The sequence below is a fragment of the Streptomyces sp. NPDC056600 genome (assembly GCF_042792855.1).
GTDB lineage: Bacteria > Actinomycetota > Actinomycetes > Streptomycetales > Streptomycetaceae > Streptomyces.
Genome location: NZ_JBHTVQ010000037.1, coordinates 1 through 19,746 on the forward strand (window position 1 = coordinate 1; position 19,746 = coordinate 19,746).

Consider the following 19,746-nt stretch of genomic DNA (forward strand, 5'->3'; position numbering starts at 1 on the left):
GTCCCGGACCCGGACCCGGTCCCGGCGACATCGCCCCCGCCCCCCCCCCCCCGGGGCGGGGGCGCCGGCCCCCCCCCGGGGGCCCCCCCCGGGGGGGGGGCAACCATAACCCCGGGGCCCCCCCCGCCCCGTCCGCCGTTCCGCGGGCTCACCACTCCACGGGCAGCCGCCGCACCCCCTGCACCGATCCGCCCGCCTTGGTGCCCAGCTCCTCCACCGCGGCGGCCAGCCGCAGGGTGGGGATCCGGGTGATCAACTGCCCGAGGGCGATCTCCACCTCGGCACGGGCCAGGTTCTGGCCGATGCACTGGTGGACGCCGTATCCGAAGGCCAGATGCCGGCGGGCGTCACGGCCGACGTCCAGGGCGTCGGGGTCGGGGAACACCTCGGCGGAGCGGTTGGCCGCGGCGTTCGGCAGGTACACGCCCTCGCCCTCCCGGATCACCACGCCACCGACCTCGATGTCCGCGGCGGCCACCCGCTGCAGCTCGTCGGCGACCGACAGGAAACGCAGCAACTCCTCCACCGCGCCCGGCAGCAGGCTCGGGTCCTCCCGCAGCCGGGCCAGTTCCGCGGGGTGCTCCAGGAGGGTCAGGATGCTCAGGCCGATCATGTTCGCGGTGGTCTCGTGCCCGGCGACCAGCAGGAACATGGCGATGGCGGAGGCGTCGGCGCGGCTCAGCTCACCGGTGCGCACCCGGTCCTCGGCCAGCTCGTCGAGCAGCCCGCCCTTCGTCGTCCGGCCCTCGCTCCCGCTCAGCTTCTCCTCGGTCAGCTGGTCGAAGTAGCCGACCAGGGCGGCGCTCGCGGCGGCCGCCTGATCGGCGGTGCCGGTCGCGAGCAGCATCCGCCGGGTCTGCTCCTCGAAGAACTCGTGGTCCTCGTACGGCACCCCGAGCAGCTCGCAGATGACGGTGGACGGTACCGGCAGCGCGAACTCCTGCACGAGGTCCACGGGGCCGCTGCCGGACTTCGCCAGGACGGCGTCGATCCGCTCGTCCACGATCCGGCGGATGGAAGGCCGCAGGCCGTTCACCCGGCGCACGGTGAAGCTGCCGATCAGCATGCGTCGCTGGACGTCGTGCTCGGGCGGGTCCATGCCGACCAGCGCGGTGAGCCGCGCCGCCGCCATGCGCGGGACGAGCACCGGGAAGTCCGGGCGCGACCGGTCCGAGGAGAGCCTCGGGTCGACCAGCAGGCCGCGCGTCTCGGCATGGCCGGTCACCACCCACACCTCCCGGCCGTCGTAGAGACGCACCCGGGACAGCGGCCCCTGCTCCGCGAGCCGGCCGTACCCGGCCGGAGGGTGGTAGGGACAGTCCCTCGACATCGGGAACGCCGGCACGCCGCCGCGCTCCCCGACCAGTTCGTCGCCGCTCAATTCCGCTCCCCGAGAAGTCTCCGCGCCCCGCAGGGACGCGCGGTCGAAGGCCCGGATTGTCCCGGCCGCCGGTTAAGCGGCCCTAAAGGCGCTGACCCCGGACGCGGCACGGTCCACCGACCGCCGCGCCCTCGCGGAACGCCGTCACGCGAGGGCGTACGCGGCCCCCACGAGGCCTGCCCACCTGCCGTCAGGAGCCCCTTGTCCGGGCTCGTTCGGGTGTGTTCTCGTGGTGCCCTTCGCCGACGACGGGGGGACCGGAAGTGACATCGACGGCCGGAGGGACGGGGCGGCTGCTGGCCGTCAGCGACCTCCACATCGGGTACGAGGAGAACCGCGCCCTGGTCGAGCGGATGCGGCCCGGGTCCGACGACGACTGGCTGCTGGTCGCCGGTGACGTCGCCGAGACGGTGGCCGACGTCCGCCGGGCCCTGGAGACGCTGGCCGGCCGCTTCCGCAAGGTCGTCTGGGCGCCCGGCAACCACGAGCTGTGGACCCACCCCGACGACGCCGTCACCCTGCGCGGCGCCGACCGCTACGCGCACCTGGTCGACCTGTGCCGGGAGCTCGGCGTCACCACCCCCGAGGACCCCTGGCCGGTCTGGGAGGGCCCGGGCGGACCGGCCGTCGTGGCGCCGCTGTTCCTGCTCTACGACTACAGCTTCCTGCCGGCCGGGTGCACCACCAAGGACGAGGGGCTGGCCTACGCGTACCGGACGGGCGTCGTCTGCAACGACGAGTTCCTCCTGCATCCCGACCCGTACCCGAGCCGCGAGGCGTGGTGCCGCGCCCGGGTGACCGAGACGGAACGCCGCCTCGCCGAACTCCCGGACGACCTGCCCACCGTCCTGGTCAACCACTATCCGCTCGACCGGCACCCCACGGAGATCCTGCGGTACCCCGAGTTCGCGATGTGGTGCGGCACCCGGCTGACCGCCGACTGGCACCGCCGGTTCCGTGTCGCCGCCATGGTCTACGGCCATCTGCACATCCCGAGGACCACCCATCACGAAGGCGTCCGGTTCGAGGAGGTGTCCGTCGGCTATCCGCGCGAGTGGCGGGCACGTTCCGGCCCGCCGGGGACCCTGCGCCGCATCCTCCCTTCGGAGTCGGAGGACGGCACCCGGTGATCGGTGACCTGCTCCCCGGCACGGTGGCGGCCGTGGAGACCTTCCGCGACGACCCGGCCGAGGAGACGCCGCTGTACCCCGAGGAGGAGCCGGCGGTCGCGCGGGCGGTGGCCAAGAGACGCCGGGAGTACGCCGCGGTGCGCGGCTGCGCCCGCCTCGCCATGCGGCAGCTCGGCATCCCGCCGTGCCCCGTCCCGACCGGACCACGGGGCGCGCCCCGGTGGCCCGAGGGCCTGGTCGGCAGCATGACCCACTGCGACGGCTACCGCGCGGCCGCCCTCGCCCGGACGTCCGACCTCGCCTCCCTCGGCATCGACGCCGAGCCGCACCGCCCGCTCCCGGACGACGTCCTGGCCTCCGTCTCGCTGCCCGCCGAACGCGAACGCCTGGGGCGGCTGACCGGCCGGCGGCCCGACGTCCACTGGGACAGGCTGCTCTTCAGCGCGAAGGAGTCCGTCTACAAGGCGTGGTTCCCCCTGACCGGCGCCTGGCTGGACTTCGAGGAGGCGGACGTCGACATCGCCCCGCCTTCCGGAACGCCGGCGGAGGGCGGCTTCCGCGCCGTACTGCTCGTGCCCGGACCGCTGGTGGGCGGCCACCGGATCGGGCACTTCGCGGGACGGTGGACCGTCCGCGAGGGGCTCGCGGCCACCGCGGTCGTGGTGCCGCACGCCTGACGCCGGGGCCGCTGCCCGCCCCCTCCCGGGCGCCGCCGGACACGGAACCTATAGTGAGCCGCATGAGCCGTTGGAACGACCTGACCGGTGGGACGTCCGGAGAGGACTACGCCGCACGGTTCGCGGCGCTGGCGCGCAGCGGGAAGGACATGCACGGCGAGGCACGGTTCTGCGCCGCCCTGGTGCCGCCCGGGGCCCGCGTGCTGGACGCCGGGTGCGGCACGGGCCGCGTCATGATCCGGCTCGCGGAACTCGGGTACGACTGCGTGGGCGTGGACCTCGACGGCTCGATGCTGGCGGTGGCGCGACAGCAGGCGCCGCAGCTGCCCTGGTTCCAGGCCGACCTGGCCGAGCTCGACCCCGACGCCCTCGGCGGCGCCACGGACTTCGACCTCGTGGTCGTCGCGGGCAACGTCTTCCAGCTGGTCGCCGACGGCACCGTCGCGACGGTGGTCCGGCGCCTGACCGCGGCGCTGAGGCCGGGCGGTCTGCTGGTCTCCGGCTTCGGCCTGGACGAGGCCCACCTGCCGGTGTCGCCCACCCTCACCCTGGATCAGTACGACGGCCACTGCGAGTCCGCCGGTCTCACCCTCGTCGACCACTTCGCCACCTGGGACGCCGACCCCTACGACGGCGGCGGCTACGCCGTCTCCGTCCACCGCCGCTGACGCGGGAAGTGGGCGGCTCGCCCCGGTGACCTGGTGCTCACCGGGGCGAAGGGCTGCCCCGCCGCTCCCGCAGGACCGTCACGGCGCGCTCGCACCAGTCGCGGTTGCCCTCCTCGAAGGCGAGGCCGCGCAGACAGGTCAGGTACGGGCCGATCCGGTCGCCGTGGCGCAGGAACTCCTCCTCGGTGCGGTCGCCGCGCATGGCGCGCAGCAGCTTCCCGAAGAGGTCGACCTTGGCGCGGGCGAACGCGGCGCGCTCCTCGAGCCGCGTGATCAGCGCGGAGGTGTCCACCCGGTCCGCCGCCTGGACCTGGACGAGCAGGTCGTCGCGGATGAAGGAGGGCTTCGTGGAGGCGGCCGTGAACTCCTCGAGTTCCGTCAGCCCGGCCTCCGTCACTTCGAACAGGCGCTTGTTGGGCCGGCTCTCCTGCACGACCTCCCGGCCCCGGACCAGCCCGTCCCGCTCCAGCCTGCCCAACTCGGCGTAGAGCTGCTGGGGCTGGGCGTACCAGAAGTTGGCGACGCCCAGGTCGAAGGCCTTGGCCAGCTGATAGCCGCTGAGCTCCCCCTCGAGCAGTGCCGCCAGCACCGCGTGCCGCAGCGCCATCTCCCCGCCTCCTCGTCTTCTCGCCCGCCTCTGTCAACGAGGCAGATCCTATGGTAGTCATGAATCCGACTAGTCACATCCATGACTATGGAAGGTGAACACACGCCATGAACACCGCCGACCGCTTCCGCGCCGCCGTGGACAGCCGTGACCTCGCGGCCATCGAGGAGCTCTTCACCGAGGACATCCGCCTGTACAGCCCGGTGAAGTTCACGCCGTTCGAGGGCCGGCCCATGGTCATGGGCCTCTTCGGGGTCCTGCTGCGCACCTTCGAGGAATTCCGCTACGTCGGCGACACCGCCGGCACCGTGCGGACCGCCGACGGGTCCGCCACCGACTCCGCGGTGCTGGTCTTCCGCGCCGAGGTCGGCGGGAAGGAGATCCACGGCATCGACCTGCTGCACTTCGACGACGACGGCCGGATCAAGGAGTTCACCGTCATGGTCCGCCCGGCCTCCGCGGTGCAGGCACTCGGCGAGGCGGTCCTCACCGGCCTGGTCGCCGACGGGCTCGTCCAGGCCTGAGCCGACGCCGGGCCCCCGGCAGCGTCCACGGGGCCGCCGGTCCGCGCCCCGATCAGGTCGCGGGGTCCGGCACCGGACGTTCCCTCCAACGCTCCTCGTAGCGGGAGGGCGCGTCCAGGATCCACGACCGTACGGCGCGGGCCTCGACGGGCCCCACCAGGGCGGCGCCGGCGACACATCGCGGATCGTCGCGCTCGGCCGGCCCGAAGGCGGCCCAGACCCGCGCCACCTGGTCCGCCTCGCCCAGGAGTTCGGCCAGGGCGTCGGTGACGGCGCGTTCGCGGTGCGCGCTCCGCGCCAGGCGGTACGCGATCGACGGGCGGAACGAGACGTCGGCGTCCCTGGCAAGCCGGAGCAGTGCGTCCGGTCCTCCCGGCCTGTAGGCCGGGGCGCCGGATGCGGCGACGGCCGTGGTGCGCAGAGCCGGCCTCGCGGTGGCCCGACGACGGACGCGCGGGGAACGCCCTCTCGACCGGACGGTGTGCGGCCTGGTTGAATCGGGCGCATGAACCAGCGCCAGGACCTCACGCGTCGACGCCACGTCGACCTCGTGCGCGTCTCCAGCGCCCTGTGTTCCTCTCCCGTCGCCGCCCGCTGACGCGGCTTCCGGCGCATCCCCTCCCGCCACGGCCCCTCGGGCCGTGCCCGCGTGTGTCCGCTCCCCGGGTGAGCGCCGCCGACGACCGTCGGTGAACGGCGCCGTCCGCACGCCTCCCTCCTGCCGCTCTCCCCACCCCGGAACGGCGGCCGAGGGTGGTCTCCACCTGTCCGGGAGCCGTCGCGCGGTGGGGACGTGCGCCCTTCGCCGCCCCAGGGCCCGCACGCGCCTGGTCCAGGACCGCGCCGCTCGCGGTCCGCCGTCGTCATGAACGCGCCCGACCCCGGTCAAGGAGCTGACCCGTCATGCCCGAATCCCTCGGTGAGCACACCTCCGTCCCGGCCCCGCAGCAGGGGAGCGCCGATCCCGGTGAACGCCGCCGCCTGCGCACGGTGGTGGCCGCCAGCCTGCTCGGCACCACCATGGAGTGGTACGACTTCTTCCTCTACAGCACCGCCGCCGGCCTGGTGTTCAACAAGCTGTTCTTCCCCACCGGCGACGACACCGTCGGCACCATGCTCTCCTTCGCGACCTTCGCCGTCGGCTTCCTGGCCCGGCCGGTCGGCGGTCTCCTCTTCGGCCACATCGGCGACCGGATCGGCAGGCGCCGGACGCTGGCCGTCACCATGGGCCTGATGGGCGGGGCCACCGCCCTGATCGGCGTGCTGCCGACCTACGAACAGGCGGGCCTGTGGGCGCCCGTCCTCCTGCTCGTGCTCCGCGTCCTGCAGGGCGTGGCGCTGGGCGGCGAGTGGGCCGGAGCCGTGCTGCTGTCGATCGAGCACGGCCCGGACGGCCGCAAGGGCCGGTTCGGGAGCTTCCCCCAGGTCGGCCTCGCCCTCGGACTGGCCCTCGGCACCGGCCTGTTCGCCCTGCTGAGCGTGTGGCTGAGCGACGCGGCCTTCCTCGACTACGGCTGGCGGGTCGCCTTCCTGGTCAGCCTGGTCCTGGTCGGCGTCGGCATCGCCGTGCGCCTGAAGGTGGACGAGACACCGGCGTTCCGTGACGTGGAGCGGCGTCGCACGACCTCCCGCGTCCCGGTCGTCACCCTCTTCAAGGACCCCACGAGCAGGCGGCACACCTACCTCGGGATGCTCGCCCGATGGGGCGAGGGCGCCGCGTTCAACACCTGGGGCGTCTTCGCCATCGCGTACGCCACCACGGAGCTCGAACTGCCGCGCACCCCCGTGCTGCTCGCGGTCACCGTCGCCGCGCTGGTGATGGCGGTGCTGATACCGCTGTCCGGCGTCCTGGTGGACCGGCAGGGGGCGCTGAGGACGTACGCGGTCGGCATGGTGGCCTTCGGCGTCAGTGTGTTCCCCGCCTTCTGGCTGTTCGAGGCCGGCGGCACCTGGGCGTTCGGCGCGGCGCTGGTCCTCACGCTGGGGGTGATCCACGCGTACTTCTACGGAGCCCAGGGAACGCTGTTCGCCGCGCTCTTCCCTGCCGAGGTCCGGTACACCGGCATGTCGTTCGTCTACCAGGTGTCCGGGATCGTCTCCTCCGGGATCACGCCGCTGCTGCTGACGACCTTCCTCGCGGTGGGCGGCGGCACGCCGTGGCTCGCCTGCGGGTACCTGGTGTTCACCTCGGTGGTGAGCGTGCTGGCGACCTGGCGCATCCGCGCCGCGGACCTGCACCTGCCCACCGGGGCGAAGCCGGCCGCTGCGGGCGTGCCGGATGCGGATGCGCCGAAGGCGGACGGGCCGGGTGCGGGCGGGCCGGAAGCGGGCGGTTCCGAAGCGGGCGGTCAGGGTGAGCACGTCCGGCTCGTTGCGGGCTCGTGAAGCCGTCCCGCGATTCCTTGACCGGCCGCGGCCGCCTGACCATGCTCGAAGCATGACCGCGACGACCTTCCTCGTGACGCGGCGCCACGTCGACCTGGGGCGCCTCGCCTCGGCGGCGTGTCCGGAGAGCTGACGCCGACCCTCCCGCGCACGCGCGCCGCCCCTGCTGCCGCGCGCGTGCGCCCTCCCTCTCCTCTCGGCCCCGTCAGGCCCGGTGCCTCCGCGAAGGGCCGCACCCTCCTGGTGCCCCCTCCAACGGCCGCACCCTCCTGTCCGCATGCCCTGTCCGCGCCGCTCGGCGGCGGGCCGGGCCGGCCGGCTTCCCGCGAAAGGAACACCATGACCTCCACCACCGACGTCGCCCCCGCCACCGGCACCGCCCAGGCCCCCACCACCCGGGCCGAGGCGGACACCGCCGTCGACGTCACCGTCGAGAAGGTCGGCGGCCGCATCGGCGCCGTGATCTCCGGGGTCCGCCTCGGCGGCGACCTCGACGCGACGACCGTGGCCGCGATCCGCGCCGCCGTACTCGAACACAAGGTCGTCTTCCTCCGCGACCAGCACCACCTCGACGCCGCCGGTCACGAGGCGTTCGGGCGGCTGCTCGGCGAGCTCGTCGCGCACCCCACCGTGCCCTCGGTGGACGGCCGTTACGCCCTCGGCATCGACAACGACCACGGCGGCCGGGCCAACCAGTGGCACACCGACGTGACCTTCGTGCCCGCCTACCCGGCCTTCTCCATCCTCCGCGCCGAGGTGATCCCGCCCTACGGCGGCAACACCCTCTGGGCGAACACGGCGGCCGCCTACGCCGAACTCCCGGAGCCCCTGCGGCTGCTGGCGGACAACCTGCGCGGGCTACACACCAACGACTACGACTACGCGGCCGTCCGGCCGGGCGCGGTGTCCGCCGAACTGCTGCAGCACCGCGAGGTGTTCACCTCGGTCGCCTTCCGCACCGAGCACCCGGTGGTGCGCCTCCACCCCGAGACCGGCGAACGCACCCTGATCCTGGGCAACTTCCTGCAGCGGTTCGCCGGACTCGACGGCCGTGACTCGCGCGCCCTGTTCAACGTCCTCCAGTCCCACGTCGAGCGCCCGGAGAACACCGTGCGCTGGCAGTGGCGCGCGGGCGACGTCGCCATCTGGGACAACCGGGCCACCCAGCACTACGGCGTGGACGACTCCGACGACCACGAGCGCACCCTGCGCAGGGTCACGGTCGACGGTGACGTGCCGATCGGGGTCGACGGCCGCCGCTCGGTGCTGCTCGCCCCGGAGTCCGTGCCGGAGCCGGAGTACGGCATCGCCTCCGGCGCGTCCACCGACGGGGTGCTCGCCGAGGCCTGACCCCGGAGTCGCGAGGGCCGACGCCCGCCCGCCCACGATGCGGGCCGGCGGGCGCCGGCCGCCCCGACCCGGCCGACGGAGCGGCGGAGGGCGCGGGCATGCTGGACGATCGTGAACGACGACTCCTCCGCCGCCCGGCGCGTCCTCGTGGTGGATCCCGCCCCCGGCGAACAGGCGCTCACCGAGCTGACCGCCCTGGCCGGTCTCGGCCTCGTGCCGACGGTCAACGTCCGCAGGGTCCACGACGCGGCACTTCGCGCCCGCATCGCCGCCGAGTGGGACACCGTAAACTTCGACGGCTTCGACGAGCGGGAACTGGGCCGGAGCCTGGAGGACGGGGGCGAGGGCTACGAGGCGCTGAAGTGCCGGGCGGGCATCCCGCTCACCCGGGCCGTGCTGGAGCAGGCCACGGGGGAGGGCCTGCGGCGGCGCCTCGTGCTGGCCGGCCGCGCCGCGACGGGCTCCGACACCTTCGACCACCGGGCGGCCCGTGACCTCGGAGTCGCGATCCGCACCACCCCCGGCGCCAACGCCCCTGCGGTGGCCGAGCTGACCGTGGCGCTCATGCTCGACGCGCTGCGCGAGGTCTCCCGGCGCGACCGGGAGCTCCGGGCCGGTGCGTGGGGCGAGGCCACAGCGGGTCTGCCGGCCCGCGGCCTGTCCGACGCCCGGGTCGGGCTGGTGGGAACCGGCGCCGTCTCCCGCCGGGTGGCCGACCTGGTGCGGGCCTTCGGCGCCGAGGTCCTGGTCCTCGGATCGCCGCGCTTCACCCCGGACCGGGCCGGGGGATGGCCCGGCCGCCGAGTGGAGTCCCTGGCCGAGCTGCTGGCCGCCTGCGACGTGATCTCGGTGCACGTTCCGGCGACCCCGGAGACCGCCGGGCTCGTCGGGGAGGCCGAACTGCGCGCCATGCGGCCCGGCTCCGTCCTGGTCAACACCAGCAGGGCCGCCGTGGTCGACGAGAACGCCCTCGACCGCGTGCTGCGGGATCCCGCCGTGGGACCCGCCCGGGCCGCGGTCGACGTCTTCACGCGCGAGGGCGCCCGCTTCTCCTCGCCGCTGACGTGCAACCCGCACTGCACCCTCTCGCCCCACGCGGCCGGCATGACCCGCTCCGCGACGCGGGAAGCCTCGACCCGCCTGGTGGAGGAGTTCGCCCGCTTCCTGACGGGCGGCGCGGAACGGGGGACCACGAGGGAAAACGGCAGGGCGGGGTAACGGGAGGTCATGGGTGACATCCTCGTGGGCACGTGCTCCTGGACCGACCGGGCGCTGGTCGGCAGCGGCTGGTATCCGGCGGGACGACGGGACGCCGAGGGGAGACTGCGGCACTACGCCGAGCAGTTCCCGGTCGTGGAGGCCGACTCGGCCTACTACGCCCTGCCGAGCGAGCGCAACAGCCGCCTGTGGGCGGAGCGGACGCCCGACGGCTTCGTGTTCGACGTGAAGGCGTTCTCCCTGCTGACCGGACACCCCACACGCGGCGCGGTGATGCCGCCCGGGCTGCCGCCGGACGCCCGCGACCCGGACGTCCTGGACGAGGTGTGGGTACGCTTCACCGCGGGCGTCGCCCCGCTGCGGGAGGCCGGGCGGCTGGGGAGCGTGCTCTTCCAGTTCCCGCCCTGGTTCCGGCCCGGCACGCGGGCCGAGACCTTCCTGGCGGACACCGCCCGGCGCACGCACGGCTGGCCCGTCGCCGTGGAGTTCCGGCACCCGCAGTGGTGGCGCGAGGACCAGGCCGGCCGGACCCGCGCGCTGCTCGCCCGGCACGGCATGGCGGCGGTGGCCGTCGACATGACGCAGACGCTGCCGTCCTCGATACCTCCGGTCACCCCTGTGACCTCGCCGCGTCTGTCCGTCGTGCGGTTCCACGGCCGCAGTCCCGCCTGGGGTTCCGGCAGCAAGGAGGACCGCTTCCGGCACACCTACGACGGGGCCGAACTCGGCGAGTGGACACCCCGGTTGCTCGACCTGGCCGGGCAGGTGGAGCGACTGCACGTGCTGTTCAACAACTGCTGCGCCGACGCGGCCGTGCGGGCCGCCGAAACCATGACCCGCCTCCTCGGCCCCGCGGCGACCGGTCCCGCGGCCGCCGGTTCCGTGGGCGCCCGGACCGGTGACCGGGGACCGGTGACGACCGGGCGGACCGGTGCGTCGGCGGGCCGGTGACCGGAGGGTCGCGTGGGGAGGGTCAGGACGAGGCCGCCCGGTCTTCCCTCAGTTCGTCCAGCAGGGCCGGGTTGACGATCGTGAGCACCGCCTCGACGTCGGCCCGGTCCACCGCCGCCCACAGCACCTCGCGCGCCGCCCGGTACTTCGCGCCCAGGCGGGCACGCGCCTCCTCCGGGAGCGCGGCCGCGCGGTCGGCGCGGCTGTTGTGGGCGTTGTCGGCGATCTTCACCAGCGTGGCCTCCCGGTTCCCGGCGATGCGGCGGATCTTCTCCTCGTAGGGGACGCCCGGCTGATTGGTCACCGCCTCGACGAGCCCGACCACGTCGTCCGGGACGCCCGCCGCCCGCAGCTCCTCCGCGGTCCAGGCGGTGTCCTCCACCACGTCGTGCAGCAGCCCCGCCATCACCAGCCGGTCCCCGAACGGCACGAGCCCGGCGGCGACCGCCCGGACGTGCTCGACGTACGGCACGCCGACCTTGTCGACCTGCCCCGCGTGTGCGGCGGACGCCAGCGCGTCGACCTCTTCGACGGTCCTCATCGGGCTTCCTTCCTGACGGGCCGGGCACAGCCGGCCGGGCGGGCCGGTGCGGGGTTCCGATTGTCGCGGACACCACCGCGTCGCCACGAGACGGGGCGCGCGTCCACCCCGTCGTGACCGCAACGGCCACCCGTGGCTCGCGCCCCGGGCCGCGTCGGGTGAGGCTGGGGGCGGGAGGTGATCCGCATGGGTGCGGAAGACAGCGGACCGGCCGAGGCGCCCGCCTCCGCCGTCGAGGGCCTCCGGGGCGTCCTGCGGGGCGAACTGCTCCAACCGGACGACCCCGGATACGCGGCCGCCACACGGCTGTGGAACGGCTCGATCCAACGGCGGCCGGCCCTGGTCGCGCGGTGCGCCGGCGAGGCGGACGTCGCGGCGGCGGTCGGCTTCGCCCGCGACCACCGCCTCCCGCTCTCGGTGCGCGGCGGCGGCCACGGCGTGGCGGGGTACGCCCTCTGCGACGGCGGCCTGGTCGTCGACCTGTCCGGGATGACCACCGTCGAGGTCGACCCCGACGCGCGGTTCGTGCGTGCGCAGGGCGGCTGCACCCTGGGCGACGTCGACCGGGCGACCCAGCGCCACGGCCTCGCCGTGCCGCTCGGGGTGGTGTCGCAGACCGGCGTCGCGGGCCTGACGCTGTCCGGCGGCATGGGATGGCTGCGCCGCGCCCACGGCCTGAGCTGCGACGCGCTGATGTCCGCGACGGTGGTCACCGCCGACGGCGAGGTCCGCGAGGCCGACGCGGAGCGCCATCCGGACCTGTTCTGGGCGATCCGCGGCGGCGGGGGGAACTTCGGCGTCGTCACCTCGTTCACGTACCGGCTGTACCCGGTCGGGCCGGAGGTGTACTTCTGCAACGTGTACTACCCGGCACGGCACGCCCGGGACGTCCTGCGCCGCGTCGAGAGCCTGGTGTCCGCGCCCGGGGAGAGGACGGCCCCGCTCGCCGTGTTCGGCAGGGTCCCGCCGGACGAGGCGCTTCCCGCGCACATCCACGGGGAGCCGTTCGTCGCCGTGCTCGCGCTCTTCCCCGGCGGACCCGAGGAGGGGGAGAGGGCACTGCGGCCGCTGCGGGAGATCGCCGAACCGCTGTTCGACCTGAGCGGCGTCACGACCTACCTCGACGTCCAGTCCCTGCTGGACGAGGAGTATCCCGACGGAAACCGCTACTACTGGAAGTCGGTGAGCCTGCCCGGCCTCACCGACGAGCTGATCGACCGGCTCGCCGAACACGCCGCGCGTGCGCCGTCGCCGGTGTCGACGGTGGACCTCTGGTTCCAGGGCGGCGCGATGGCGCGGGCCCCGCAGGAGGGGACCGCCTTCACCGGGCGGGGCGACGCCTACCTCGTCGGCATCGAGGGCAACTGGTCGGACGAGGCCGACTCGGAGCGGAACATCGGCTGGGTGCGGGAGACCTTCGCCGCCCTGCGGGCCTTCTCCTCCGGCGGCATCTACCTCAACTTCCCCGGTTTCCTGGAGGAGGGCGAGCAGTTGGTCCAGGAGAGCTTCGGGCCGCAGTACGAACGGCTGACGGCGGTCAAGGCGACCTACGACCCCGGCAACCTCTTCCGGCTCAACGCCAACATCACGCCCCGGCAGGGATGAGCGGCCAGGAGGGGACGGCGGCGCCGAAGCGGCGCGGAGATGAAGCCTGCCACGGGCTCCGCCCATCGGCAGGAGCCCGCGGCAGGAGTCGTCGGCGCGGGACCGATCAGGAAGTGGCCCGCACGGGTGTCGCCGGCTCACTCGCCCTGGCGGCCGGCGTCCCACGGCGCAGGACGTTCTCCAGCGCGAAGGCGCCGGGGCCGATGAAGGCGATCAGCAGGAACGCCCAGCAGAACATGGCGGAGGCCTCACCGCCGTTCACAAGGGGGAACAGTCCGTTCGACTGATGGACGCTGAAGTAGGCGTAGGCCATGGAGCCGGAAGAGATCACGGCTGCCGTGCGGGTGAACAGGCCCAGGGCGACCAGGGATCCGCCGACCAGCTGGATGACGGCGGCCCACCAGCCGGGCCATGCCAGCGTGGGCACGGTGCCGCCGCCGTGGGCGCCGCCGAGAACACCGAAGAGGGAGGCCGCCCCGTGGCAGGCGAAGAAGAAGCCGGTCACCGCACGGAATGCGCCATGTACCACAGGGGTCGCGGTGCGTAACAGCTCCGGGGAATCGTTCGGCGGCACGCTCATGACTTGCTCCTAGTGGGGGATTGGAGAAGTTTACATTTTGACGATCTTGAATCGATCGTTCGTTCAACCCTCGAACGCAGAATAGCGATTCGACTCAGCCGCGCCCACGTTCCCCGCCCGCCATTCCTTCCGGCACTCCTTGGGTACGGGCGGGACTCGTGAGTCGGTGAACTCGCCCGGTGCTCAGCGTCCAGACGAAATCGGCGGACCGGCGTGGTGAAGGTACGTCACCCGCCCGATACGCGCGCGGGCGTGCGGGCGCAACGACGACGGTCAGGCCTGCGTCGCCGCTGGTCGCGGCGCGGTCCTCGCCGCCGAGGCGGAGATCCGCCGCGGTGTCTCGCGCGCCGCGCCCCATCAGGTGCGTCCGGATATCGGTCGCGCCTTCGCGCCGCCGGGAGCGGCATTCCGGCCCCGCCGACGAGGTGGGCCGGACGAGCGGCTCGAATTTCCGCTCCCGGCGGTCTCGGCTCCCCGCTTTCCCTGCCCCGGCTTCCCCCGGTAACGCGGTTGCACCCGCCGTCCCTTCACGGACAAGGTGAGGTGGAGGCAGGAAAGGGTCCGGCCTCCGCGAGGAGTTGGTCGTGCACCCTTCCCATGCCGGAACCGTCAGGGAGATCGCCGTCGCGGACGAGGGGGCCGGGCCCTACGGCATCACCTCCGGACCCGACGGCGCGTTGTGGCTCACCCTGGTGCACGGCGGCCGCATCGCGCGTCTCACCCTCGACGGCGCACTCGAGGAATTTCCGCTGGACTCCGCCACCTGCCGCCCCATGGTCATCACCCCCGGGCCCGACGGGGCGCTGTGGTTCACCCGGTCCCAGGATGACCGGATCGGCCGCGTCACCCCGGACGGCGACATGCGGTCCTTCTCCGTGCCGACAGCGGGAAGCGGCCCCTTCGGCATCACCGCCGGCCCGGACGGCGCGATGTGGTTCACCGAGATGAACTCCGACCGGATCGGCCGTGTCACCGGCGAAGGGCGGATCACCGAGTTCGCGCTTCCCCGCACGGGCGGCTTCCCCTCGGGCATCACCGCGGGCCCCGACGGAGCGCTGTGGTTCACCCTCAACCAGGCGGACGCGATCGGCCGCGTCACCGTCGACGGGGACTTCGAGACCTACCCGCTCCCCACCACCGGGGCCGCACCCGTGGGCATCACCAGCGACGGGGCGGCCCTGTGGTTCGTCGAGATCGGGGCCGGCCGGATCGGCAGGATCACGGTGGACGGCGGCGTCCAGGAATTCCCGCTCCCCGACCGCACGTCCAGGCCCCATGCCATCGTGGCGGCCGCCACCGGGGACTGCTGGTTCACCGAGTGGGGGGCCAACCGCATCGGCCGCATCACCGGCAGCGGGGAGATCACCGAGTACGCCCTGCCCTCGCCGGCGTCCGAACCCCACGGGATCACCCTGGGCCCCGACGGCGCGGTGTGGGCGGCCCTGGAGACGGGATCGGTCGCGCGGGTGCGACCGTGATCCGCGAGCGAGGGCCGTCCGCGCGGGGGTGACGACTCGGCGCCCAACCACGCTGCCGGCGGCCCGCGTTGACGAGCGCGCCCAAGTTCGGAACCCTCCATGTCGCTGCGCCTGCCTGCGACCGGTCGGAGGCGCGGCCGTGACCCAGCCGCCCCCGGACCACCTTGGACCGCACATGAGTACCCACCCGTCCCCGCACCAGCAGCCGCCCTACGGCTTCGGGCCGCCGATGTACCCCCCGCCGCCTCCGCCCCCTGCGCTGGACGGTCCGCCTCCGGAGATGCTGGGCAACCAGGGCGCGCGGCTCGCCGCACGCTTCCTGGACGGGGTGTTCATGCTCCTCGCGGGGCTGCTGGTGGCCGGCGTCGTCACCGTCCTGCAGAACGTGCTGGAGGCTCCGGAGCCGGTCGAGGTGCTCATCGGCTTCGTGGGCTACGGACTGCTCGGTCTGGCCCTCCTGTGCTACGAGCCCGTCATGATCTGGGAGAGGGGCGCCACCTACGGGAAGCGGATCTGCGGCTTGCGCGTCGCCCGGGTCGGCGACGGGGAGGACCTGTCCTTCAGGCGTGCGTGGCTGCGCTGGTTCATGAGCTTCTTCATGGGGTTCGTCCCCTTCCTGGGCCTCCTCGACGGGTTGTGGTGCCTGTGGGACAAGCCGTTCCAGCAGTGCCTGCACGACAAGGCGGCGGACAGCGTCGTCCTGACCACCAAGCTCGCGGGTGAGTGAACCGGTCAAGGTGGCGGCCGGTGCGTGACGGGTCTTCCGGGTCCGCGCGGTGAGTGACCCGCGGGCCCGGCGGACTTGTCGCCAGTTCAGTCGGTGTGAGCGAGTGTCCCGGAGCAAGAGGGACTCGTCGGAATTCTGGGCCTAGACCGGTTCACTCGCGGGCGTTAGGTTGAGCGCGCTGCTCAAGTGCCAGGCACGCACGCCCTGCCGAAGGAGTCCGCCCATGATGGAACTCGTCCAGCTCGCCGACGGCTGGAGCCTCGACCACGACGGGAATCCGCTGCCCGCCCAGGTGCCCGGCTGCGTCCACACCGATCTGCTCGCCGCCGGGCTGATCCCGGATCCCTACGTCGGCCTCGGCGAGCACGAGGTGGCCTGGGTGGGCCGCCGGGCGTGGACGTACACCCGTGAACTGGCGCCTGCCGACACGGCGTCGGACCCGTCGTACGAGCGCACCGACCTGGTCTTCGACGGCCTGGACACCGCCGCCGTGATCACCCTGGACGGCCAGGAGCTCGGCCGGACCCGGAACATGCACCGGCGCCACCGGTTCGACGTCACGGACCGCGACGGCATGCTGCGGGTGGAGTTCGCCTCCGCCTACGACGAGGCCGCCGCCGTCCGCGCGGTGACGGGGGAGCGGCCGAACGTCTACCCGGAGCCCTTCCAGTACATCCGCAAGATGGCCTGCAGCTTCGGCTGGGACTGGGGGCCGACCCTGGTCACCGCCGGGATCTGGCGGCCGGTCCGGCTGGAGCGGTGGTCGACGGCCCGCCTGGCCCGCGTGCGGCCGCTGGTCACGGTCCGTGACGGTGCGGGCAGGGTGGAGCTGCACGTCGACGTCGAACGCACCGAGCGGGGCGCGCACCGCCGCATCGAGGTACGGGCCGAGGCCGGCGGCGTCAGGGCGAGCTCCACCGTGGAGGGGAACACCGCCGTGCTCACCCTCGAGCTGCCGGACGTCGAGCTCTGGTGGCCGCGCGGGTACGGCGAGCAGCCCCTGTACGACCTGGACGTGACCCTGGTGGACCAGGAAGCCGCCGAGGCTCCGGGCGCCCCTGCCGCCGAACCCTCCGGGACCCCTGCGGCCGAGGGCGTGAGGCTCGACGCCTGGTCGCGCCGGATCGGCTTCCGCGACGTCGTGCTGGACCGGGCGCCCGACGAGCACGGCACCCGCTTCACCTTCGTCGTGAACGGCGTCCCCGTCTTCGTCCGCGGCGTCAACTGGATCCCCGACGACGCCTTCCCCTCCCGGATCACCCCCGAGCGCTACCGCGCCAGACTGCGGCAGGCGGCGGACGCCAACATCGACCTGGTGCGCATCTGGGGCGGCGGCATCTACGAGGACGACGCCTTCTACGAGGCCTGCGACGAGATGGGCCTGATGGTCTGGCAGGACTTCCTCTTCGCCTGCGCCGCCTACCCGGAGGAGCAGCCCCTGCGCGGGGAGGTGGAGGCCGAGGCCCGCGACAACGTCGTGCGGCTGATGCCCCACCCCAGCCTGGTGCTGTGGAACGGCAACAACGAGAACCTCTGGGGCTTCCGCGACTGGGGCTGGGAGCCCGAGCTCGACGGCGACTCCTGGGGCGGCGGCTACTACCTCGACCTGCTGCCGCGGATCGTCGCCGAACTGGACCCCACCCGCGCCTACTCGGCCGGCAGCCCCTGGTCCGGCTCCTGGGACCACCACCCCAACGAGCCCGCGCACGGCACCCACCACTCCTGGGAGGTGTGGAACCGCCGGGACTACGCCGAGTACCGCGACTCGGTGCCGCGGTTCGTGGCCGAGTTCGGCTGGCAGGCGCCGCCCACGCTGGCGACGCTGCGGCGCGCGCTGCCGGGGGAGACCCTCGCCCCCGACTCGCCGGGGATGCTGCACCACCAGAAGGCCGAGGACGGCAACGGGAAACTGGAGCGGGGCCTTGCGCACCACTTCACCCCACCCAAGGGGGACTTCGACCGCTGGCACTACCTCACGCAGGTCGTCCAGGCCCGCGCGGTGTCGGCCGGCATCGAGCACTGGCGGTCGCACTGGCCGGTGTGCGCCGGCGCCGTGGTGTGGCAGCTCAACGACTGCTGGCCGGTCACCTCGTGGGCCGCGGTGGACGGCGACGGCCGCCTCAAGCCGCTCCACCACGAGCTGCGCCGGGTCTACGCGGACCGCCTGCTGACCCTCCAGCCGGGGCAGCCGGCGCAGGTGGGGCAGGTGGGCGGATCGGACGGGCCGGTCGGGGCGGGCGGGCCGGTCGGGGCGGGCGGGCCGGTCGGGGCGGGCGGGCCGGTCGGGGCGGCCGGTCGGGAGGTCCCCGTGCTCGCCGTGGTCAACCAGGGCGCCGACCCGTGGAACGCCTCGGTGACCCTGCGCCGGATGCGGGCGGACGGCACGACGGTGGCGGAACGGACCCTCGACCTGACCGTCGCCCCGCGTGAGGCCGTCCGGCTGCCCGTGCCCCAGGACCTGGCCCCCGACCCCGCGTCCGCCGACGAACTGCTCGTCGCCGACGCGGCCGCGGGCGGCGAGGCGGGCGCGGAATTGCTGCGCGCCGTCCATCTCCCCGTCCCGGACAAGGATTTCGCCTACCCCGCTCCCCGCTTCGACATCGCGGTGGAGGAGGCGCCGGACGGTGGCGGTAATGTCGAGGTCGTGGTGACTGCACACACTCTGGTACGAGACCTTCTGCTGCAGGCCGACCGGCTCGGACCGGACGCGGTCTGCGACACCGGGCTGCGCACCCTGCTCCCCGGTGAGCGCGTCCGCCTCCGGGTGGACTCCGCCGCCGGGACCGGCCTCGACGCCGTGCGCGCGGCCCTCTTCTGCGTGGAACCCGCGTGAGCACACCGGCGCCACCAGGACGCGTCACCATCAAGGACGTCGCCGCGGCCGCCGGCGTGTCCAAGGGCGCCGTCTCGCTGGCGTTCAACAACAAGCCGGGCGTGTCCGAGGCGACCCGGGAGCGCATCTTCGCGGCCGCGCGGCGCCTGGGCTGGGCGCCCAACTCGGCTGCCCGCAGCCTGTCGCGGCAGTCGGTCGACACCGTCGGGCTGGCCCTGTGCCGGCCGGCCCGGCTCCTGGGCCTCGAGCCGTTCTACATGGAGTTCATCTCCGGCATCGAGAGCGTGCTCGCCGAGCACGACTGCTCCCTGCTCCTGCGCCTGGTCGGCTCCCTCGAGGAGGAGATCACGCTTCAGGAGCGCTGGTGGCGGGAGCGCCAGGTGGACGGGTCGATCCTGGTCGACTTCCACCGGGACGACCCGCGCATCGGCCCCCTGCGCCGGCTCGGCCTGCCCGCCGTGGGCGTGGGGCACCCGAGCCTCACCGGAGGGTTCCCGTCGGTGTGGACGGACGACGCCACCGCCGTCGCCGAGGCCGTGCGCTACCTGGCGGCCCTCGGCCACCGGCGCATCGCCCGCGTCGGCGGGCCCGCCGACCTGGGCCACAGCGGCATCCGCGCGCAGGCCTTCGAGCGGACCATGGACGAACTGGGCCTGGGCGGCGGCCGGCACGTCGAGACGGCCTTCTCCGGCGAGGAGGGCGCCCGGGCGACCCGGATGCTGCTCCTCGGTGCCGACCGCCCCACAGCCATCGTCTACGACAACGACATCATGGCCGTGGCCGGTCTGGGAGTCGCCGCGGAGATGGGCGTCTCCGTGCCGGACGACCTGTCCCTGCTCGCCTGGGACGACTCCCAGCTGTGCCGGCTGACGCATCCGACCCTGTCGGCCATGAGCCACGACGTGCACGGGTTCGGGGCGGAGGTGGCGCGGGTCCTGTTCGACGTGCTCGCCGGGCAGGAGGTGCCCTCCCGTCCGGTGGCGACGCCCTCGCTCGTGCCGCGCGGCTCGACCGCGCCTCCCCGTCCCTGAGGCGCGGGAGAGGACGAGGCCGGTGAGGGGCGTGGCCGGCGTACCGCCACGCCCCCGGAC

General features: G+C 73.8%; 20 protein-coding genes. 15 read left to right on the forward strand and 5 right to left on the reverse strand.

The genetic code is table 11. The features are described from left to right. Window positions 1-148 precede the first annotated feature (148 nt). On the reverse strand, window positions 149-1,330 hold the full coding sequence (locus ACFRAV_RS18920; RefSeq protein ID WP_382557116.1) for a cytochrome P450: 1,182 nt from the start codon (window positions 1,328-1,330) through the stop codon (window positions 149-151). 314 nt (window positions 1,331-1,644) lie between these two features. On the opposite strand from ACFRAV_RS18920, the gene ACFRAV_RS18925 reads away from it, so the two are divergent. The 3 genes from ACFRAV_RS18925 (at window position 1,645) to ACFRAV_RS18935 (ending at window position 3,856) form a co-directional block, all read left to right on the forward strand. After that, on the forward strand, window positions 1,645-2,511 hold the full coding sequence (locus tag ACFRAV_RS18925) for a metallophosphoesterase family protein (RefSeq protein WP_382556960.1): 867 nt from the start codon (window positions 1,645-1,647) through the stop codon (window positions 2,509-2,511). After that, window positions 2,508-3,188: a 4'-phosphopantetheinyl transferase gene (locus ACFRAV_RS18930; RefSeq protein ID WP_382556963.1), complete on the forward strand. Its 681-nt coding sequence runs from the start codon at window positions 2,508-2,510 to the stop codon at window positions 3,186-3,188. Before ACFRAV_RS18925 ends, ACFRAV_RS18930 begins: the two co-directional genes overlap by 4 nt. Window positions 3,189-3,250: 62 nt before the next feature. After that, window positions 3,251-3,856: a class I SAM-dependent methyltransferase gene (locus tag ACFRAV_RS18935; RefSeq protein WP_382556965.1), complete on the forward strand. Its 606-nt coding sequence runs from the start codon at window positions 3,251-3,253 to the stop codon at window positions 3,854-3,856. Between the two features lie 37 nt (window positions 3,857-3,893). Here ACFRAV_RS18935 and ACFRAV_RS18940 read toward each other — a convergent pair whose 3' ends face one another. After that, on the reverse strand, window positions 3,894-4,463 hold the full coding sequence (locus ACFRAV_RS18940) for a PadR family transcriptional regulator (protein ID WP_382556968.1): 570 nt from the start codon (window positions 4,461-4,463) through the stop codon (window positions 3,894-3,896). Window positions 4,464-4,570: 107 nt separating this feature from the next. Between ACFRAV_RS18940 and ACFRAV_RS18945 the strand changes: the two genes are divergently transcribed. Further along, entirely contained in the window at window positions 4,571-4,987 is a 417-nt protein-coding gene (locus tag ACFRAV_RS18945; RefSeq protein WP_382556970.1) for a nuclear transport factor 2 family protein, read from the forward strand. A gap of 52 nt (window positions 4,988-5,039) precedes the next feature. Here the strand turns inward: ACFRAV_RS18945 and ACFRAV_RS18950 are convergent, their stop codons facing one another. Continuing rightward, window positions 5,040-5,528: a hypothetical protein gene (locus tag ACFRAV_RS18950; protein WP_382557124.1), complete on the reverse strand. Its 489-nt coding sequence runs from the start codon at window positions 5,526-5,528 to the stop codon at window positions 5,040-5,042. On the opposite strand from ACFRAV_RS18950, the gene ACFRAV_RS18955 reads away from it, so the two are divergent. The 6 genes from ACFRAV_RS18955 (at window position 5,493) to ACFRAV_RS18980 (ending at window position 10,891) form a co-directional block, all read left to right on the forward strand. Further along, a complete protein-coding gene (locus ACFRAV_RS18955; protein WP_382556973.1) occupies window positions 5,493-5,585 on the forward strand; it encodes a putative leader peptide in 93 nt (30 codons plus the stop codon). The genes ACFRAV_RS18950 and ACFRAV_RS18955 overlap by 36 nt on opposite strands. A gap of 305 nt (window positions 5,586-5,890) precedes the next feature. After that, window positions 5,891-7,372 carry an MFS transporter gene (locus ACFRAV_RS18960; RefSeq protein WP_382556976.1) on the forward strand — a complete coding sequence of 494 codons (1,482 nt, stop codon included), beginning with the start codon at window positions 5,891-5,893 and terminating at the stop codon, window positions 7,370-7,372. 52 nt (window positions 7,373-7,424) lie between these two features. Beyond that, window positions 7,425-7,505: a putative leader peptide gene (locus ACFRAV_RS18965; RefSeq protein ID WP_351116331.1), complete on the forward strand. Its 81-nt coding sequence runs from the start codon at window positions 7,425-7,427 to the stop codon at window positions 7,503-7,505. Between the two features lie 206 nt (window positions 7,506-7,711). Further along, window positions 7,712-8,722 (forward strand): TauD/TfdA dioxygenase family protein, encoded by a 1,011-nt coding sequence (locus ACFRAV_RS18970; RefSeq protein WP_382556978.1) that lies wholly within the window; start codon window positions 7,712-7,714, stop codon window positions 8,720-8,722. Between the two features lie 111 nt (window positions 8,723-8,833). Next, window positions 8,834-9,940 (forward strand): NAD(P)-dependent oxidoreductase, encoded by a 1,107-nt coding sequence (locus ACFRAV_RS18975; protein ID WP_382556980.1) that lies wholly within the window; start codon window positions 8,834-8,836, stop codon window positions 9,938-9,940. 9 nt (window positions 9,941-9,949) lie between these two features. Further along, entirely contained in the window at window positions 9,950-10,891 is a 942-nt protein-coding gene (locus ACFRAV_RS18980; RefSeq protein WP_382556983.1) for a DUF72 domain-containing protein, read from the forward strand. A 22-nt stretch (window positions 10,892-10,913) separates the two neighbouring features. Here the strand turns inward: ACFRAV_RS18980 and ACFRAV_RS18985 are convergent, their stop codons facing one another. Continuing rightward, entirely contained in the window at window positions 10,914-11,432 is a 519-nt protein-coding gene (locus ACFRAV_RS18985) for an HD domain-containing protein (protein ID WP_382556984.1), read from the reverse strand. Window positions 11,433-11,618: 186 nt separating this feature from the next. Here ACFRAV_RS18985 and ACFRAV_RS18990 point away from each other — a divergent pair, with 186 nt between their 5' ends. Then, a complete protein-coding gene (locus ACFRAV_RS18990) occupies window positions 11,619-13,037 on the forward strand; it encodes an FAD-binding oxidoreductase (RefSeq protein WP_382556987.1) in 1,419 nt (472 codons plus the stop codon). A gap of 106 nt (window positions 13,038-13,143) precedes the next feature. Here ACFRAV_RS18990 and ACFRAV_RS18995 read toward each other — a convergent pair whose 3' ends face one another. Further along, window positions 13,144-13,617, reverse strand: coding sequence for a DoxX family protein (locus ACFRAV_RS18995; RefSeq protein WP_382556989.1), 474 nt, complete (start codon window positions 13,615-13,617; stop codon window positions 13,144-13,146). Between the two features lie 584 nt (window positions 13,618-14,201). Here ACFRAV_RS18995 and ACFRAV_RS19000 point away from each other — a divergent pair. The 4 genes from ACFRAV_RS19000 (at window position 14,202) to ACFRAV_RS19015 (ending at window position 19,686) form a co-directional block, all read left to right on the forward strand. Then, entirely contained in the window at window positions 14,202-15,095 is an 894-nt protein-coding gene (locus ACFRAV_RS19000) for a virginiamycin B lyase (RefSeq protein WP_382556992.1), read from the forward strand. Between the two features lie 175 nt (window positions 15,096-15,270). Continuing rightward, the gene (locus ACFRAV_RS19005; RefSeq protein ID WP_382556995.1) at window positions 15,271-15,822 is read left to right on the forward strand and encodes an RDD family protein; all 552 of its coding nucleotides are present in this window, start codon (window positions 15,271-15,273) and stop codon (window positions 15,820-15,822) included. A 223-nt stretch (window positions 15,823-16,045) separates the two neighbouring features. Beyond that, window positions 16,046-18,655, forward strand: a complete 2,610-nt coding sequence (locus tag ACFRAV_RS19010; RefSeq protein WP_382556997.1) for a glycoside hydrolase family 2 protein — start codon at window positions 16,046-16,048, stop codon at window positions 18,653-18,655. Continuing rightward, entirely contained in the window at window positions 18,652-19,686 is a 1,035-nt protein-coding gene (locus tag ACFRAV_RS19015; protein ID WP_382557000.1) for a LacI family DNA-binding transcriptional regulator, read from the forward strand. The genes ACFRAV_RS19010 and ACFRAV_RS19015 overlap by 4 nt, the downstream gene beginning before the upstream one ends. The last annotated feature ends 60 nt before the right edge of the window (window positions 19,687-19,746 follow it).

What these genes read in the sequence shown, in the direction of transcription:
- ACFRAV_RS18920 (WP_382557116.1), bottom strand. Translation starts at nt 1,330, where the DNA reads ATGTCGAGGGACTGTCCCTACCACCCTCCGGCCGGGTACGGCCGGCTC.
- ACFRAV_RS18990 (WP_382556987.1), top strand. Translation starts at nt 11,619, where the DNA reads ATGGGTGCGGAAGACAGCGGACCGGCCGAGGCGCCCGCCTCCGCCGTC.
- ACFRAV_RS18980 (WP_382556983.1), top strand. Translation starts at nt 9,950, where the DNA reads ATGGGTGACATCCTCGTGGGCACGTGCTCCTGGACCGACCGGGCGCTG.
- ACFRAV_RS18940 (WP_382556968.1), bottom strand. Translation starts at nt 4,463, where the DNA reads ATGGCGCTGCGGCACGCGGTGCTGGCGGCACTGCTCGAGGGGGAGCTC.
- ACFRAV_RS18965 (WP_351116331.1), top strand. Translation starts at nt 7,425, where the DNA reads ATGACCGCGACGACCTTCCTCGTGACGCGGCGCCACGTCGACCTGGGG.
- ACFRAV_RS18985 (WP_382556984.1), bottom strand. Translation starts at nt 11,432, where the DNA reads ATGAGGACCGTCGAAGAGGTCGACGCGCTGGCGTCCGCCGCACACGCG.
- ACFRAV_RS18970 (WP_382556978.1), top strand. Translation starts at nt 7,712, where the DNA reads ATGACCTCCACCACCGACGTCGCCCCCGCCACCGGCACCGCCCAGGCC.
- ACFRAV_RS19005 (WP_382556995.1), top strand. Translation starts at nt 15,271, where the DNA reads ATGAGTACCCACCCGTCCCCGCACCAGCAGCCGCCCTACGGCTTCGGG.
- ACFRAV_RS18995 (WP_382556989.1), bottom strand. Translation starts at nt 13,617, where the DNA reads ATGAGCGTGCCGCCGAACGATTCCCCGGAGCTGTTACGCACCGCGACC.
- ACFRAV_RS19010 (WP_382556997.1), top strand. Translation starts at nt 16,046, where the DNA reads ATGATGGAACTCGTCCAGCTCGCCGACGGCTGGAGCCTCGACCACGAC.
- ACFRAV_RS18935 (WP_382556965.1), top strand. Translation starts at nt 3,251, where the DNA reads ATGAGCCGTTGGAACGACCTGACCGGTGGGACGTCCGGAGAGGACTAC.
- ACFRAV_RS18955 (WP_382556973.1), top strand. Translation starts at nt 5,493, where the DNA reads ATGAACCAGCGCCAGGACCTCACGCGTCGACGCCACGTCGACCTCGTG.
- ACFRAV_RS18960 (WP_382556976.1), top strand. Translation starts at nt 5,891, where the DNA reads ATGCCCGAATCCCTCGGTGAGCACACCTCCGTCCCGGCCCCGCAGCAG.
- ACFRAV_RS18945 (WP_382556970.1), top strand. Translation starts at nt 4,571, where the DNA reads ATGAACACCGCCGACCGCTTCCGCGCCGCCGTGGACAGCCGTGACCTC.